The sequence below is a fragment of the Flavobacteriales bacterium genome, from assembly GCA_016124845.1.
GTDB lineage: Bacteria > Bacteroidota > Bacteroidia > UBA10329 > UBA10329 > UBA10329.
Genome location: WGMW01000021.1, coordinates 61,538 through 76,460, shown reverse-complemented (window position 1 = coordinate 76,460; position 14,923 = coordinate 61,538). Strand labels below are relative to the sequence as shown.

Genomic DNA, 14,923 nt, shown 5'->3' with positions numbered 1-14,923 from the left:
TCCTATTGATTCAATGATCACGGTCATAACGCGCTTCTTCAACCTCGCCATCATCTTCATTTTCACAGCGATTTTCGCTGGAAAAGTTTGGGCGCAAGAGGACGTTGACACCATCTACACCGAAATCCGTTCTTACGGAACAAGCTGTTTTACTGTTCAGCGGGGAGATGTGGCGCTGCTCACCGATCCGTTCATCAGCAACCCGTCTGCCACGCAGGTCATGTTCGGTAGAGTGCAGACAGACCAGGACTACGTGGACCTATATGTCAATACAGGAACCTTTCGCAAGGTGAAAATGGTCATCGCAGGCCATTCGCACTACGACCACCTGATGGATCTGCCGTTCCTCTCCAAGTATCTTCCCAAAGAAACGCCCGTTGTGCTCAACGAAACGGGAAAGCATATTCTCTCGTGGTACAACTTGCCGCAACCGCTTATAGTGGCCAACGATAGTTTGGGCTCGGCAGAGAAGGAAGGGAAATGGATCTATGATGCAGATAGTACGCTGCGCGTGATGGCGCTCCAAAGCCAACATCCACCACATTTTGCAGGCATCAATCTGATGAACAAGCGCTACACCGAAGATGTGCGCACAGAACCCGTGATGATGAAAGACTGGCAGGAAGGTAAAACGATGGCCTTTTTGGTCGATTGGTTGGAAGGCGATTCCATTACGTATCGCATCTACTTTTCAGGTTCGCTGGCCAAAGCACCTTTTGGCATGTTCCCGAAAAAACTGTTGGACGAGCACCCCGTGGATGACCTTTTCATCAGCGCAGCCTTGTTCGATGATTTCGAGAAAGCACCCAAACCCATCATCGACCTCTGCAAGCCCAAGCGGGTCATCCTCATGCATTGGGAAAACTTCTTCCGCTCCAAGGAAAAAGAGGTGAAAGCCTTGAACGAAAAGGAATTGGAGGAACTGATAACGCGACTGCAAAAGGAGTACGGAAACCGCATCACCATCATCAAACCCGAACCGCTCAACTATTATTAGTGTGGCGTGTTTGGATTGAAACGGATAATGACCGCGGTCAATGTCCGATGTTGATTATTGACTAAACTTGTTCACAAATTCAAAAGCATGGCCCAAGAAAAAGACCTGCAAAAGATCTTTGATGAGAAGATCGAGAAAGAGATAAAGATCGAGCCGAAGGATTGGATGCCAGATGAGTATCGCAAGAATCTCATCCGCCAGATGGCGCAACATGCCCATTCCGAAGTGGTGGGAATGCTTCCTGAAGGAAATTGGATCACGCGTGCTCCAAGTCTGCGAAGAAAAGTAGCACTATTGGCCAAGATACAGGATGAGGCAGGTCACGGACTGTATCTCTATAGCGCGGCAGAAACGTTGGGTAAGGATCGCGAAACAATGGTTCAGGAACTTCTTTCAGGAAAGGCCAAATACAGCAGTATTTTCAATTACCCAGCATTGACGTGGGCCGACATCGGTGCCATTGGTTGGTTGGTGGATGGCGCGGCCATTGTCAACCAGATCATGTTGCAGAAGACCAGTTATGGCCCGTACTCTCGCGGTATGATCCGTATCTGTAAGGAGGAAAGTTTCCATCAGCGCCAAGGATATGAGATTCTGCTCACGCTTTGCCGCGGAACGGAAGAGCAGAAAGCCATGGCGCAGGATGCGCTGAACCGTTTCTGGTGGCCAAGTCTGATGATGTTCGGACCTTCTGATAAAGACTCCGCCCATTCTGCACAGAGCATGGCGTGGAAGATCAAGCGGATGGGCAATGACGACCTCCGTCAGAAGTTCATCGATCAAACGGTTCCCCAGGCAGATTTCCTTGGATTGACCATTCCCGACCCTGAATTGAAGTGGAACGAGGAGAAGCAATCGTACGATTGGGGCGAGATCGACTGGACGGAATTCTACAATGTGATCAAAGGCAACGGCCCATGCAATAAGGAACGATTGGCGGCACGACAGGCAGCGTATGATAACGGTGCTTGGGTTCGCGAAGCAGCCACAGCCTACGCCAAAAAGAAAGCAGAACGAAAAGCGAAAGACGCAGCGTAAATCAGCCCCTCCTAACCTCCCCAAAGGGGAGGAATTCCCCCTCCTTTGGAGGGGTCAGGGGAGGCCAAATTGAACTAAATGGAAAGAAAAGACTGGCCTCTTTGGGAGGTATTCGTAAGAAGCAAGGCAGGATTGAGCCATAAGCATGCAGGAAGCCTTCATGCCCCAGATGCAGAAATGGCCATCAGCAACGCCAGAGATGTGTACACACGTAGAAATGAAGGCGTAAGCATTTGGGTGGTTGAAAGCAAGTACATCCACAGTACGCAGGAATCGGATGTGGAATCGATGTTCGATCCGAATGAGGATAAGATCTATCGCCACCCGACATTCTATGATATTCCAGACGAAGTAGGCCACATCTGATATGCAGCAGAAAGAAGCATTGTTCAATTACCTGCTGCGCTTGGCAGATAACGCAGCGATTCTCGGTCACCGATTGAGCGAGTGGTGTGGCCACGGACCCGAATTGGAGGAAGACATCGCCATCATCAACACGGCTTTGGATCTTTTGGGGCATGCACGTTCGTTGTACAGCTACGCTGGAGAAGTGGAAGGAAAGGGCCGAGACGAGGATGATCTCGCCTATTTGCGCATTGAAAGAGAATACCGAAACGCGCTTATCTGCGAACTTCCGAACGGACATTACGGAGACACCATTGCACGGCAATTTCTGTTCGACCAGTTCAATTATCTATTGTTCTCCGAATTGGTGAACTCAACGGACGAAACTGTTGCAGCGATTGCGGCCAAGGCCATCAAAGAGATTCGTTATCACTTGCGCAGAAGCACCGAATGGACGCTTCGATTGGGCGATGGAACGGAAGAGAGTCACAACCGCATCCAGCAATCATTCCATGATGTTTGGATGTACACAGGCGATCTTTTTGTACAGGATGAAAGCGACAAAGCTGTGATTGAAGCAGGCATCGGCCCAGACCTTGAGAAGATCTACCCTGCATGGCAGGAAAAGGTGAAAGAAGTCTTAACAGAAGCTACGCTCGAAATGCCAGAAAATGGCTGGATGCAGAGCGGAAGCAAGCAAGGAAGACACACGGAACATTTCGGTTACGTTCTCGCTGAATTGCAATACATGCAGCGGGCATATCCCGGTTGTGAGTGGTAAAGCCCCTCCTGACCTCCCCAAAAGGGAGGAATGGCGGCTGTCAATTCCTCCTTTAAAAGGAGGTGCCGAGGAACGGCCGATGCTGAGCCTGTAGAAATATGGCGGAGGATTGATTTTATCACCATGAACGAAAAAGAACTTTGGAATCTACTCGATGAAGTGATGGACCCTGAAATCCCGGTTCTCAGTCTGGTGGATCTTGGTGTGGTTCGCGAAGCCAAAATCGTCAACGGAAACCCAGAGATCATCATCACACCGACCTATTCTGGTTGTCCGGCCATGAAGGTAATGGAAGAAGATATTGAAGCAGTTCTGCAAGGTGCTGGTTTCGATGAGTACAGGATAAAAACGGTGCTTTCTCCTGCTTGGACAACCGATTGGATCTCTGAAAAGGGAAGGAAGGCACTTCAGGAATACGGCATCGCACCGCCAGAGCAGGCCACGTCAGACAAGAACGTGCTTCTCAGCCATCCGAAAGAAGTGACCTGCCCGCATTGCGGATCGCGCCAAACAAAAATGTTGAGCCAATTTGGCTCAACACCTTGCAAAGCATTGTATCAATGCAACGACTGCAAAGAGCCGTTTGATTATTTCAAGTGCATTTGAGGCTTATTTGCTCAGCCACACTTTTACAAAGCTACCTTCTTCCTGAATGAAAACGGCCTTACTGAGGTCGTAAGAGTGCGTCACTTTCCCCCTTGTAAAGGTCAATGTGTGATCACCTTCAATCGTCATTGTGCTGATCCAGTTACCAACATACTTGTATTCCCAACCCGGCATGTTGATCACAATCTCATTGTACGTTTCCAAAATACGCTTCATGTCTTCTTTTTTGTACATGGCGTTCTGCGCGTCCGCATTGAATGGATTGGAAAGTGCAACTACCAATCCGAGAGCAAATAGATACTTCATTTTTAATGGTTTTTAAGGTTGGAACTAAAGTACCGTAAGGATTTCACAGCGCTCTGACCGAGGTCATGTTTCCAATTGACCGTTCACCGATTTGACGTATTCGGGTGGCTTTCTACCTTAGTCGCAAATTCTGAACAATGACCTTCGAAGATCTTCGTTTCCACATTCAGGATGGCGTGGCGCTCATAGAGCTCAACCGTCCTGACAAACTGAATAGTTTCAATAACTCCATGGGATCCAACCTGCAAACTGCTTTGGACCATTGCATGGAGAATGATGAGGTTCGATGCGTGTTGCTCACAGGCGCAGGCCGAGGCTTCTGCGCAGGCCAGGATCTGGAAGAGGCCGTTTCTGGAATTTCCGAGATCGAAGAACACGTGGAGACCAAATACAATCCGATCGTGAGGAAGATTCGTGCCATTGAAAAACCTGTAATAGCTGCGGTGAACGGAGTTGCGGCTGGCGCAGGAGCCAACTTGGCCTATTGTTGCGATATTGTGCTGGCAACCGAAAGCGCCAAGTTCATCCAATCGTTTGTTAATATCGGATTGATTCCAGATACTGGTGGAACGTATTTCCTTCCGCGATTAGTCGGCTTGCACCGAGCCTCAGTTATGATGATGTTGGGAGAGAAGATGACAGCGGAGGAAGCCAAAGAGCTTGGTCTTGTTTACAAGGTATTTCCAGATGGCGAGCTGATGAGCGGTGCGCTGGAATTGGCCAAGCGCATGGCGCAGATGCCAACACGCGGTATCGGCCTCACGAAGAAGGCGCTGAATTACTCGCTTCATAATACCATGAACGAGCAGTTGGCCGTGGAGCGTGACCTTCAGGGTGAGGCAGGTCGCACGGCCGACAATGCAGAAGGCATTCTTGCCTTTTTAGAGAAACGTAAACCAGTATTTATAGGGGAGTGAAATTCTACAGGACCTTCAAGGTTTTCAAAACCTTGAAGGTCTTGGTGCTCTTTGCGAAATCTCCGCGCCTTTGCGGTTAAAGAATAGAATAAGATATGAGTGAATTAATTGTAGGTGTGGTCGGATCGGGGTCAATGGGAGCTGGAATTGCCCAAGTTGCATCTCAGGCTGGCCACAAGGTTTTTCTGAATGATAGCAATGCTGATGCGTTGGAGAAAGCAGCAAAGGGCCATCAGAGGATCTTTGCCCGCTTGGTGGAAAAGGGAAAATTGACCTTTGATGAGGCCAATGCTTGCGCCAAACGAATTACTTACACCCGTAGCATCGATGACCTTAAACGATGCGGTCTCGTGATTGAAGCGATCATCGAAGACCTCGAGATCAAGCAAGGCTTGTTTCAAGAGTTGGAAATGATATGCGATGAAGAGGCAGTTTTGGCCTCCAATACTTCCACACTTCCAATTGTAGCCATTGGCGGAAAGCTGAAGGACCCAAGCCGCGTTATCGGAATTCATTTCTTCAATCCAGCCCCGCTGATGGCGTTGGTGGAGATTGTTCCAAGTATGCTTACGCGAGATGGCTTGGCCGATGAGATGAAAGACCTGATGAAAGCGTGGGGAAAGGTTCCTGTCATCGCGAAAGACACGCCTGGTTTCATTGTAAATCGCGTAGCGCGACCATTTTATGGGGAATCTATCCGAATACTTGAAGAAGGTATTGCCGATGAAGCGACCATCGATTGGGCATTGAAGGAACTCGGAGGTTTCCGAATGGGGCCGTTTGAGTTGATGGATCTGATCGGCAACGACATCAATTTTGCGGTTACGTCAACGGCTTTTCAGTCGTTCTTCTACGACCCGCGTTATCGCCCTTCGGTCATTCAGCAGCGATTGGTTGAGGGCGGATTGCTTGGGAGAAAATCAGGGCGTGGTTACTACGATTATTCCGAAGGAGCCGAAAAACCCGAACCGAATACCAACCGTGCCTTGGGTGAGATGATCGTGAACCGCGTGGTCGATCTGTTGGTCAATTCAGCCATTGATGCCTTTCATTTGGGCATTGCTTCCAAAGAAGACCTCGACCTTGCCATGACCAAAGGGGTGAACTACCCGAAAGGGCTTTTGGCTTGGGGAGATGAGCGCGGTTTGGAACATGTGCTGCATCGCATCGATTCGCTTTATGAAGATTACCGCGAGGAACGTTATCGCGCCTGTGTGTTGCTTCGAAGAATGGTGAGAGATGGCCAGAAATTCTACAACTGATGGCTGAGGAGAATTCACTTCCAACACGTGTTGTCGACCGCATGTACAACAACGATCCATTCAGCAAATGGCTCGGAATTGAACGTGTGGAAGATGGTGCAGGAAGTTCGGTTCTCCGAATGATCGTCCGTAAGGAAATGCTGAACGGTTTTGATATTGCTCATGGTGGCATCACCTACAGTTTGGCGGATTCCGCTTTGGCTTTCGCCTCAAACGGCCATGGCATTCAAAGCGTAAGCATCGAAACATCCATTTCACACACCAAGCCCGTGAAAGAAGGTGATCAGCTAACGGCCGTTGCCATTGAGAAGAACCTCACCAAGAAAATTGGTATTTACGAAATTGAGGTGAAAAATCAGCGTGAGGAAATTGTGGCGCTTTTCAAGGGTACCGTTTATCGAACTGGAAAAGAGTGGGAGGTTTGAATAGAAGATTTATCTTAGAAGTTTCCCATTAAGAAAGGCATAAGTTAAGATATGAGAACAATTCAGCTTCATATACCTGATGGTTCAGAACTTTCCGAACATGATCTTCTAATGATTCTGGCATCCAAACTCTATGAGGACGGTAAACTTTCAGCAGGACAGGCTGCCGCCATGGTTGGAATCTCCAAAAGGACATTCATTGAGCTTTTAGGGAAATACGGTGTGTCGGTCTTTGGAACTACCGTGGAGGATCTGAACTCGGATATCGCAAATGCCTAAAGTTGTCATTACCGACACCAGCAGCCTCATTCTGCTGCACAAAATAGAACAGCTGCGCATTCTGAATGATGTATATGGAATCGTGTACACGACCATAGAAGTTGCGAATGAGTTTGGAGAACCGCTTCCTGATTGGATTCATATTGAGGCAGCCAAGGACAGAAAGTACCAACAGTTTCTGGAAACTCAGTTGGATCTGGGAGAGGCAAGTGCCATTGCTTTGGCGCAGGAGATGAATGATTCTCTGTTGATATTGGACGACCTGAAGGCGAGAAAACTGGCCAAGCAGCTCGGATTACATTTTACAGGCACCTTGGGAGTTATCCATAAAGCGAAACAGATGGGGAAGATTCCATTGGTGAAGCCGATCATTGAGAAGCTGCTGAAAACAGATTTTCGGATCTCCGAACAAGTGGTGAAGGAAATTCTGAAACGGAACGGAGAATGATGCAGCGCCTTTGCAATGGTCTTGGTCAGCCTTGGTTTACAACGGTAATGAAGATTACACGGAGACTAATTGAGTAAAAGAGATGCACAGAGACTGTTTTGTAGCGCACTTTGCTTAAACTTTGCGTCTCTGCGGTTAAGAAAAACAAAATGGCCGATCTGCTGACCTTTTCATTATCCGTTTTCACAGGGTTTTTCGCCATCATGAACCCCATTGCGGGCGCACCCATTTTTATCGGGTTGGTAGAAGGTTCTGACCGTGAGACGAAACAACGGATCAACCGAACGGCAACGGTCACGGCATTTGTCATCGTGGCCATTTTCGTTCTGCTGGGCAAGTTCATCTTCGAAATGTTTGGCATTACCGTTCCTGCTTTCAAGATCACGGGTGGCATTCTCATCTTCTATGTCGGTTTTGAGATGCTGATGTCCAAGAAATCGGACGTCAAGCACATTCAGAATGCGAATGTGGATGAGAACATCGCCATTTCGCCTTTGGCCACACCATTTCTTGCGGGGCCAGGAACCATTGTAACTGCCATGAATTACACGGACAATACCGATTTTCTGCACATCGGAGTGGTCATTATCATCTTCGCACTCATGTGTCTGATCACGTATTACGTTTTCAGCCTGAGCGAAATTCTGGTAGTCAAACTGGGTCGGAACATTATTACGGTGGTCGGAAAATTGATGGGACTTATCATCGCCATTATTGGTGTGGGAATGGTGATCGAGGGCGTCAAAATTTCGTTTGGGATATGAGCCGCCACTTGGGTAATTTTTCCGACTGAAACATCAGTTTTCTATGACACCAACGATCATACTTGTACTGGGAATTGCGCTGGTGCTGTTGTATGATTTCACCAACGGATTTCACGATGCGGCCGATATGGTTGCAACGGCCATCGCCTCGCGCGCCATGTCACCGACAATCGCGATTGGATTGGTAACGGTTTTCACGTTTCTCGGTCCGTTTCTCGGTGGTTTGGCCGTGGCAAATACCATCGGAGAGTTCGTGAGCATTGGCGAAGTGGATGCGTCTATTGCTCAGGCCGTGGTGCTTTCGGCTGTGCTTGCCGCCATCAGCTATAATCTCATCACGTGGAAACTCGGATTGCCTACATCTTCTTCCAACTCGCTTACCAGCGGATTGATCGGTGCCGCGTTGGTCACAATGGGAAGTTCATCGGTCAATTGGGGTTTGGAAGCGATCGAGAGCGGTCATATTGAAGGTTTTATGAAGATCATCACGGGTATGATCTTTTCGCCCTTGGCGGGATTTTTTGTGGGGTTTCTCGTAATGAAACTCTTCTTGTTTCTCTTTAAGCGGCTGAGCATGCATTCGAAACCTGTCTTCATTTTTACGCAATACATTTCGGTGAGCTGGCTGGCGTTCAGCCACGGCACCAACGACAGTCAAAAAGGAATGGGAATACTTGGCATGTTGCTGCTCGCCACCGGCTATTATTCCACATTCACCGTTCCAGATTGGGTCATTCTCATCTGCGCCAGCGCCATTACGCTTGGTACCATGTTCGGTGGTTGGAACATCATCCGAACCGTTGGTTTCGGCATTTACCGTGTGCGGCTCATCCATTCCATTGCCGATCAGGTTGGGGCTGCGGCAGTGATTCTCGGTTCATCCTTGATCGGTGCGCCCACTTCAACAACACAGGTTGTCACCACCACGCTGGTTGGTGCAGGTGCGGCTGAGCGGCCCAAACATGTACATTGGATGGTCATCAAGAACATCATCGCGGGTTGGGGATTCAACATTCCGATCTGCATGGGACTTGGTGCCGTCTTTTCATTCATCCTAATGAAACTGCTATGAAAGTTTTGCAATGGCTCAAGAAAATGGTGCTTCCTCAGGTCACCGACTTCTATGCGGAAATGACCGCGCAATGCGAGATGACGCATGAGATCATCGCGGAGCTGTATGATCTGCACACGCAACATCATTTTACCAGTTCGAAGAAGATCTTGAAGTTGGTGGATGATGCCAACAAGAGCAATCGCAAGCGGATGAGCCAGTTGGAGAACACGTTCATCACGCCTTTCGACCGTGAAGCGATTGCCCGCGCTTACCTGCATTTGCATTGGGTGTGTCTGAGTACGAAACACCTCGTGGTGGAATTGGACACGTACGAGATCACCCAACTCAATAATTATAAGGCCATTCTTGAACTGCTTGATGAGGAAATGACCGATCTGAAAAAGGCATTCGCTTCGCTGGAGAAAAAAGATGCGGCAAAAACCATGAAACTGCTGGCCAATGTGATACATGCGGATGACAAACTCATCAAGGAATATGCGGTGCAGTTGAAGCAACTTTTCAAAGGCAAAGACATGGAGAATATTCTCCAACAGCGTGAGGTTCTTTCACAGCTCAAGGAGATCAGCAAGCGTATTCACATCTGTGCCAACCACGTGGAGGACATTCTTTTTAAGATGAATTAGAAACCTCCGTGTTCTCTGTGTCTTCTTGGTGTTCTCCGTGGTTAATCTCATATTCGTACCCATTCGTAATTAGAATCAATCCATGAAAGAAGCATATATCGTTGATGCCATCAGAACACCGATCGGGAGTTTTGGCGGAACGCTTTCGCCCGTTCGGGCAGATGACCTGGCGGCCATTCCGATCCGCGAGTTGATGAAACGGAACCCGAATGTGGACCCAGAAGCCGTTGAAGACCTGATCTTTGGCTGTGCCAATCAGGCTGGTGAAGACAATCGGAATGTTGCTCGTATGGCTTTGCTCTTGGCTGGTCTTCCATGGTCAGTTGGTGGCGAAACGGTGAACCGTTTGTGTTCATCTGGAATGGCATCAACCATCAACGCGGCTCGCGCCATCCAAACTGGTAATGGCGACCTCTACATTTCGGGAGGTGTGGAACACATGACGCGCGGACCGTGGGTCATTTCCAAAGCCAGCCAGCCGTTTGGAAGAGATAGTGAGATGCACGATACAAGCTTCGGTTGGCGGTTCATCAATCCTAAAATGCAGGAATTGTATGGAACCGAAGGCATGGGCCAAACGGCCGAAAATCTGGTGGAGATGTATGGAATTGAACGTGAGGCGCAAGACCTTTTCGCCTACAATTCGCAGATGAAAGCGGCCAAAGCACGTGAAAACGGAAGGCTGGCCGAAGAGATAGTCCCTGTGGAAATTCCGCAGCGTAAAGCCGACCCGATCATCTTCGATAAAGACGAGTTCATTCGTCCGAGTACAACACTCGAAGTTCTCGGAAAACTCCGCCCAGCTTTCAAGAAGGACGGTTCGGTGACGGCTGGAAACAGTTCTGGATTGAACGATGGTGCAGCAGCAATTCTGGTGGCGTCCGATCAAGCGTTGAAAGACCACAACCTCAAGCCGATGGCGCGAATCGTTTCTGCTGCTGTGGCGGGAGTTGAACCGCGTATCATGGGAATTGGACCTGTTTATGCTTCCGAGAAAGCGTTGAAACGTGCAGGTTTGACGCTTGGTCAAATGGACATTATCGAATTAAATGAGGCGTTTGCTGCTCAGTCGTTGGCGTGTACGCGCAAGATGGGACTGGCCGATGATGATCCGCGTATCAATCCGAATGGTGGAGCCATTGCCATCGGGCATCCGCTTGGAATGAGTGGTGCTCGAATCCTCCAAACCGCAGCCATCGAGTTGCAAAAAACGCAGAAACGCTATGCGTTGGTCACCATGTGTATCGGTGTCGGGCAAGGCTACGCAACCATCATAGAAAGAATTTGACCATGAACCCGAAAGTTGATGCGTACATGGATAAGAAGGCCAATGATTGGCAACGTCCGATATTGGAAACACTTCGCCAATGCATTCTCGATTGTGGACTGAAAGAGGAGATAAAGTGGGGTGCTCCGACCTACACACATCATGGAAATGTTGTAGGATTCTCCGCATTCAAAAATCACTGTGGGCTTTGGTTTTTCGAAGGAGCAATGCTGAAGGATAAGGCCAAGGTTCTGCAGAATGCACAGGAAGGAAAGACACAGGCGTTGCGACAATGGCGCTTTCTGGAAGGTGACAAGGTGGACGAGGAACTGGTGAAGCAATACGTTCGCGAAGCTGCACTGAACATGGAAAAAGGTGTCAAAACCCTAAAGAAAAAGATTGAAGTGGTGGTGCCGAAATTGTTGCAAGATGCGTTGGATGCCGAACCGTCCGTAAAGGAATTTTATGATTCCATGGCACCTTCTCATCGCAGGGAGTATGCCGACCATATTTCTGAAGCGAAGCAAGAAGCTACTAAACTCAGGAGATTGGAAAAGTGTATGAATATGCTGCGTGATAAGAAAGGTCTTCACGATAAGTACAAGAATTGCTGACTTCAGTTTATGGAGTTGACAAAGATTATAGAGTTGACAAAGTTGACTGAAACCGATCAGTCTGATGGTCTGATTCTCCCCTTTGGGGAGATGTCGAAGGCAGAGGGGCTTTTAAATCGAAACTTAAAATGATCTACGAATTCAACGGCATGCGGCCGAGCATTCACCCAACCGCATTTGTGCATCAAACGGCAAGCGTTATCGGTAATGTTCAGATTGGGAGAAATGTTTACATCGGCCCAGGTGCGGCCATCCGTGGCGATTGGGGCAGAATTGTGATCGAAGACGGCTGCAATGTCCAAGAGAATTGCACCATTCACATGTTCCCAGGAACGACCGTCTGGCTGCACGAAAGTGCGCATGTCGGTCACGGGGCTATCATTCACGGGGCAAAGCTTCTACGGAACTGTCTGATTGGAATGAATGCCGTTGTGATGGACGATGCGGAGGTAGGCGAGGAAAGCATTGTCGGAGCGTTGTGCTTCGTTCCTGCCGAGATGAAAATTCCATCACGAAAGATCGTGGTCGGTAATCCTGCCAAGATCATCAAAGATGTTTCGGATGAAATGGTAGCTTGGAAAACGGAAGGCACCAAGCTGTATCAATCTCTTCCGAAGGAAAGTCACGGAACGTTGAAGGAACTTGGTTTGGAGGATGTGCTTTCCAACTCTCCAGTTCCGAAAGAAGACCCTTACAACGGCCAGCAAAAAGGTCTTTTTGAGACTTGGAAGAAAACGGGTGAAAGTTGACGGAATTGATGAGATTGATTCGAGTATTTTACTTTTTCGGACTGATGGTTTCAGCGGTTTCATGTCGTAACGGTCAGTTTTCGGACAAGAACAGTCTCAGCAATGAAAAATCGGATTCGGTCATCAAGGAGTTTCCTGAGGTCAAAGAGGTCGTAAAACCCTTACCAAAACCGAATTCGGGTAAAATAGAATACGGCCAAATTTCAGATGAAATATTGGTTGAAGATTTGGACGGTGATGGCTATCCAGAAGTTGTCTCGTTGGTTTCAGGGTTAACGAATAAACAAATTGGAGTTCGAGTTTTGGACGGGAAAGATTCCAATAATGTTGTTGTTTTTGGAGCGGGCAATGAAGTTGATGGAATGACAGATTTGAGTTGGATTGAGATTATGAATGTTATTCCTGTTGGAGACACAATTGCGCCCACGCTGGTTGACCAGCATTCTGGAAATATTCTTGGACCTGATGAATCACGTTGTACAATCCTGGATAATCCAGCAATATCTTTTCGACAAAAAGAAGTCTGCGGTGGGGGAATCTTGTATTGGAATGGGACAGAATATGTCTGGTTGCATATAGAATGAAAAAAGCCCGCTTGCCATGGAGAACAAGCGGGCCACGTGTGAAAACAGACCCCATTTACTGCTTCACAAAACGTTTCGTTATCTCGGTTTTCTCGAATGAGAATTTGATGAAATAAGTTCCGGCCGCCAAGCCTTTCAGGTTCACCTGTTGGTGGTTGTATGGTTCAACCCGAATGGTTCGTCCCATGCTGTCCAATAAGGTCACTTCTGTTGGGTGCAGTTCCTGCTTTCCATTGAACTGAACATTCAAGAAATCGCTGTTCGTGGGAATCGGAAAGATGACCAATCGGTCGCTGAGTTCCTCGGCCGATACATCCACCGTCAGAGCCGAGCAATAGGATTCTGCATCTGAAACTCCGCAGCCGGCAAAGGGAGGGCCAACAGCAAACGACATGTCGGGTGTTCCTGCAAAGCATCTTGGAACCACAGGGAAATCCGTTGTAAGCACGTAATAGTAAGTGCCGTTCGGGAAATCGGGCGTTACACCATAGCGGCCGTTGCATTCGTCCAAAATGCAGCCTCCCATCGAACCGTTGTATTCGTAATCCTCCACATACGTGCCATCGTAAGCCCCATCGGGTGCCGTGGTTCCGTCACCCGGGCGCGTGCCGCTTTTCAGTTGGAAACAACTGTTGGCTTCAATAATTCCACTGTTTGCGTCCATGGCATCAGCATACACATATTTGTAGTAGAGCGGGAAACCATCAGCGGCCCAGCCAATGATGGGCGAATGCTGACTGGAAGTGATGCCAAGATTGGTAATGAAATTGGCAGGGTCGCCATGATAATGATACTTGCCGGTTGGTTGCACGTGCGCATCGTTCATGTCTGTTCCAAGATTAACATTCGGGCTGAGCGGATTCTTGTTCCAGTCGTAATTCAACTGGCCGTTGTTCGGGTTGGAGAAGAATTCTGCGGCTATCGGGTCGAACTCGATCCCGTTGGTGGCAATGCCGAACTCAAAGGTCGGGCAGCTACCCATCGCATTGAAACCCGCAATGATCAGGTCCGTGAACTGCCCCGCCTGAACAGGGTAGGCGCACATGGCCAGATCGGTCTGCTGGGCCGAGATGGTATTTGGGTTTGAGGGGTTGGGAAAGTTTCCTGTAACATGATCGGGAATGCTGTTCGAATACCAATGTTTTACCACACCGCTAACTTCAGAACACACCTCGTTGGTAGTAGTGTTGTTCCAGATGGTAGTTGTATTGCATTGCGCCCAAGCACCAAAAGCACATAATGTGAATAGGAATGTCAGTTGCGATTTCATGATCTGTTTGTCAATTCGATTTTGATATTGGTCCGTAATTCGTTCATCATATAGCCTTGGTCAACGCTGCCAACCGATATCTGAACGATATTATCGTAGGTGTCGAAACTTCCGAGAAAGCATGTGTTTGAGACCTCAAGTGTTTTGCCTTCTTTGGGCGCTGTCCCCAATGTGTATCTGAGAATCAGATGACCCATTTCGGTGTAAGAGCTTTCAAACTCCTTTGTAATTTCCTTTCCATCAATTTTCACAGCAAGCAGACCGCTTGTCCACTTGGCGGCACACCATTTCAATTCTTGATCTGTGCCACAGACATTTTCCTGTTGAAGACAAACCTCCACATCGGGCATGTCCATTTTTACGGTCAACACCAACTCGCCATTTTCTTCCGTTATCCGATAGAAAGCCTGATGTCCTTCATGACCGAACGCTTGAAGGGTTGCGACCAGTAAGAATATGATTGCTGCGAATCTCATGGTACAAGTTTAGTCAGCTTGTTTGGTGTGTGATTTACAGGTTTCCAAGTAGGTTTTATAAGATTCGTATCAGTCTTTGACAATTATCATTCAAACA

20 protein-coding genes are annotated in these 14,923 nt (G+C 48.3%); 17 read left to right on the top strand and 3 right to left on the bottom strand.

The genetic code is table 11. The features are described from left to right. Positions 1 to 13: 13 nt before the first annotated feature. The 5 genes from GC178_09670 (at position 14) to paaJ (ending at position 3,767) form a co-directional block, all read left to right on the top strand. A complete protein-coding gene (locus GC178_09670; GenBank protein MBI1287835.1) occupies positions 14 to 997 on the top strand; it encodes a hypothetical protein in 984 nt (327 codons plus the stop codon). 87 nt (positions 998 to 1,084) lie between these two features. After that, positions 1,085 to 2,035: a 1,2-phenylacetyl-CoA epoxidase subunit A gene (gene paaA / locus GC178_09665; protein MBI1287834.1), complete on the top strand. Its 951-nt coding sequence runs from the start codon at positions 1,085 to 1,087 to the stop codon at positions 2,033 to 2,035. A 78-nt stretch (positions 2,036 to 2,113) separates the two neighbouring features. Then, positions 2,114 to 2,401 (top strand): 1,2-phenylacetyl-CoA epoxidase subunit B, encoded by a 288-nt coding sequence (locus GC178_09660; GenBank protein MBI1287833.1) that lies wholly within the window; start codon positions 2,114 to 2,116, stop codon positions 2,399 to 2,401. A gap of 1 nt (position 2,402) precedes the next feature. Next, positions 2,403 to 3,161 (top strand): phenylacetate-CoA oxygenase subunit PaaC, encoded by a 759-nt coding sequence (gene paaC, locus GC178_09655; GenBank protein MBI1287832.1) that lies wholly within the window; start codon positions 2,403 to 2,405, stop codon positions 3,159 to 3,161. A 123-nt stretch (positions 3,162 to 3,284) separates the two neighbouring features. Then, positions 3,285 to 3,767 (top strand): phenylacetate-CoA oxygenase subunit PaaJ, encoded by a 483-nt coding sequence (gene paaJ / locus GC178_09650; GenBank protein ID MBI1287831.1) that lies wholly within the window; start codon positions 3,285 to 3,287, stop codon positions 3,765 to 3,767. Positions 3,768 to 3,770: 3 nt separating this feature from the next. Here paaJ and GC178_09645 read toward each other — a convergent pair whose 3' ends face one another. Next, the gene (locus GC178_09645) at positions 3,771 to 4,073 is read right to left on the bottom strand and encodes a hypothetical protein (GenBank protein ID MBI1287830.1); all 303 of its coding nucleotides are present in this window, start codon (positions 4,071 to 4,073) and stop codon (positions 3,771 to 3,773) included. A gap of 137 nt (positions 4,074 to 4,210) precedes the next feature. On the opposite strand from GC178_09645, the gene GC178_09640 reads away from it, so the two are divergent. The 12 genes from GC178_09640 (at position 4,211) to GC178_09585 (ending at position 13,080) form a co-directional block, all read left to right on the top strand. Then, positions 4,211 to 4,990 (top strand): 2-(1,2-epoxy-1,2-dihydrophenyl)acetyl-CoA isomerase, encoded by a 780-nt coding sequence (locus GC178_09640; protein ID MBI1287829.1) that lies wholly within the window; start codon positions 4,211 to 4,213, stop codon positions 4,988 to 4,990. Positions 4,991 to 5,085: 95 nt separating this feature from the next. Continuing rightward, positions 5,086 to 6,252: a 3-hydroxybutyryl-CoA dehydrogenase gene (locus GC178_09635; GenBank protein ID MBI1287828.1), complete on the top strand. Its 1,167-nt coding sequence runs from the start codon at positions 5,086 to 5,088 to the stop codon at positions 6,250 to 6,252. After that, on the top strand, positions 6,252 to 6,677 hold the full coding sequence (locus tag GC178_09630) for a hotdog fold thioesterase (GenBank protein ID MBI1287827.1): 426 nt from the start codon (positions 6,252 to 6,254) through the stop codon (positions 6,675 to 6,677). Before GC178_09635 ends, GC178_09630 begins: the two co-directional genes overlap by 1 nt. A 51-nt stretch (positions 6,678 to 6,728) precedes the next feature. Continuing rightward, positions 6,729 to 6,956: a UPF0175 family protein gene (locus tag GC178_09625; protein ID MBI1287826.1), complete on the top strand. Its 228-nt coding sequence runs from the start codon at positions 6,729 to 6,731 to the stop codon at positions 6,954 to 6,956. Then, entirely contained in the window at positions 6,949 to 7,404 is a 456-nt protein-coding gene (locus tag GC178_09620; protein MBI1287825.1) for a DUF3368 domain-containing protein, read from the top strand. The genes GC178_09625 and GC178_09620 overlap by 8 nt, the downstream gene beginning before the upstream one ends. A gap of 149 nt (positions 7,405 to 7,553) precedes the next feature. Beyond that, positions 7,554 to 8,168 (top strand): NAAT family transporter, encoded by a 615-nt coding sequence (locus GC178_09615; GenBank protein ID MBI1287824.1) that lies wholly within the window; start codon positions 7,554 to 7,556, stop codon positions 8,166 to 8,168. Between the two features lie 43 nt (positions 8,169 to 8,211). Next, entirely contained in the window at positions 8,212 to 9,240 is a 1,029-nt protein-coding gene (locus tag GC178_09610; protein ID MBI1287823.1) for an inorganic phosphate transporter, read from the top strand. After that, on the top strand, positions 9,237 to 9,866 hold the full coding sequence (locus GC178_09605) for a hypothetical protein (GenBank protein ID MBI1287822.1): 630 nt from the start codon (positions 9,237 to 9,239) through the stop codon (positions 9,864 to 9,866). Before GC178_09610 ends, GC178_09605 begins: the two co-directional genes overlap by 4 nt. An 82-nt stretch (positions 9,867 to 9,948) precedes the next feature. After that, a complete protein-coding gene (pcaF, locus tag GC178_09600) occupies positions 9,949 to 11,154 on the top strand; it encodes a 3-oxoadipyl-CoA thiolase (GenBank protein MBI1287821.1) in 1,206 nt (401 codons plus the stop codon). Positions 11,155 to 11,156: 2 nt separating this feature from the next. After that, positions 11,157 to 11,747, top strand: a complete 591-nt coding sequence (locus GC178_09595; GenBank protein MBI1287820.1) for a hypothetical protein — start codon at positions 11,157 to 11,159, stop codon at positions 11,745 to 11,747. 128 nt (positions 11,748 to 11,875) lie between these two features. Continuing rightward, positions 11,876 to 12,496, top strand: a complete 621-nt coding sequence (locus GC178_09590; GenBank protein MBI1287819.1) for a gamma carbonic anhydrase family protein — start codon at positions 11,876 to 11,878, stop codon at positions 12,494 to 12,496. An 8-nt stretch (positions 12,497 to 12,504) separates the two neighbouring features. Next, a complete protein-coding gene (locus GC178_09585; GenBank protein MBI1287818.1) occupies positions 12,505 to 13,080 on the top strand; it encodes a hypothetical protein in 576 nt (191 codons plus the stop codon). Positions 13,081 to 13,135: 55 nt separating this feature from the next. Here the strand turns inward: GC178_09585 and GC178_09580 are convergent, their stop codons facing one another. Both GC178_09580 and GC178_09575 read right to left on the bottom strand, forming a co-directional pair. Further along, positions 13,136 to 14,350 (bottom strand): YHYH protein, encoded by a 1,215-nt coding sequence (locus tag GC178_09580; GenBank protein MBI1287817.1) that lies wholly within the window; start codon positions 14,348 to 14,350, stop codon positions 13,136 to 13,138. Then, positions 14,347 to 14,826, bottom strand: a complete 480-nt coding sequence (locus tag GC178_09575; protein ID MBI1287816.1) for a hypothetical protein — start codon at positions 14,824 to 14,826, stop codon at positions 14,347 to 14,349. Before GC178_09575 ends, GC178_09580 begins: the two co-directional genes overlap by 4 nt. Positions 14,827 to 14,923: the final 97 nt, after the last annotated feature.

Excerpts from the sequence above, each read along its gene's own strand:
- GC178_09670 (MBI1287835.1), top strand. The coding sequence starts at position 14 with ATGATCACGGTCATAACGCGCTTCTTCAACCTCGCCATCATCTTCATT.
- paaA (MBI1287834.1), top strand. The coding sequence starts at position 1,085 with ATGGCCCAAGAAAAAGACCTGCAAAAGATCTTTGATGAGAAGATCGAG.
- GC178_09660 (MBI1287833.1), top strand. The coding sequence starts at position 2,114 with ATGGAAAGAAAAGACTGGCCTCTTTGGGAGGTATTCGTAAGAAGCAAG.
- paaC (MBI1287832.1), top strand. The coding sequence starts at position 2,403 with ATGCAGCAGAAAGAAGCATTGTTCAATTACCTGCTGCGCTTGGCAGAT.
- paaJ (MBI1287831.1), top strand. The coding sequence starts at position 3,285 with ATGAACGAAAAAGAACTTTGGAATCTACTCGATGAAGTGATGGACCCT.
- GC178_09645 (MBI1287830.1), bottom strand. The coding sequence starts at position 4,073 with ATGAAGTATCTATTTGCTCTCGGATTGGTAGTTGCACTTTCCAATCCA.
- GC178_09640 (MBI1287829.1), top strand. The coding sequence starts at position 4,211 with ATGACCTTCGAAGATCTTCGTTTCCACATTCAGGATGGCGTGGCGCTC.
- GC178_09635 (MBI1287828.1), top strand. The coding sequence starts at position 5,086 with ATGAGTGAATTAATTGTAGGTGTGGTCGGATCGGGGTCAATGGGAGCT.
- GC178_09630 (MBI1287827.1), top strand. The coding sequence starts at position 6,252 with ATGGCTGAGGAGAATTCACTTCCAACACGTGTTGTCGACCGCATGTAC.
- GC178_09625 (MBI1287826.1), top strand. The coding sequence starts at position 6,729 with ATGAGAACAATTCAGCTTCATATACCTGATGGTTCAGAACTTTCCGAA.
- GC178_09620 (MBI1287825.1), top strand. The coding sequence starts at position 6,949 with ATGCCTAAAGTTGTCATTACCGACACCAGCAGCCTCATTCTGCTGCAC.
- GC178_09615 (MBI1287824.1), top strand. The coding sequence starts at position 7,554 with ATGGCCGATCTGCTGACCTTTTCATTATCCGTTTTCACAGGGTTTTTC.
- GC178_09610 (MBI1287823.1), top strand. The coding sequence starts at position 8,212 with ATGACACCAACGATCATACTTGTACTGGGAATTGCGCTGGTGCTGTTG.
- GC178_09605 (MBI1287822.1), top strand. The coding sequence starts at position 9,237 with ATGAAAGTTTTGCAATGGCTCAAGAAAATGGTGCTTCCTCAGGTCACC.
- pcaF (MBI1287821.1), top strand. The coding sequence starts at position 9,949 with ATGAAAGAAGCATATATCGTTGATGCCATCAGAACACCGATCGGGAGT.
- GC178_09595 (MBI1287820.1), top strand. The coding sequence starts at position 11,157 with ATGAACCCGAAAGTTGATGCGTACATGGATAAGAAGGCCAATGATTGG.
- GC178_09590 (MBI1287819.1), top strand. The coding sequence starts at position 11,876 with ATGATCTACGAATTCAACGGCATGCGGCCGAGCATTCACCCAACCGCA.
- GC178_09585 (MBI1287818.1), top strand. The coding sequence starts at position 12,505 with ATGAGATTGATTCGAGTATTTTACTTTTTCGGACTGATGGTTTCAGCG.
- GC178_09580 (MBI1287817.1), bottom strand. The coding sequence starts at position 14,350 with ATGAAATCGCAACTGACATTCCTATTCACATTATGTGCTTTTGGTGCT.
- GC178_09575 (MBI1287816.1), bottom strand. The coding sequence starts at position 14,826 with ATGAGATTCGCAGCAATCATATTCTTACTGGTCGCAACCCTTCAAGCG.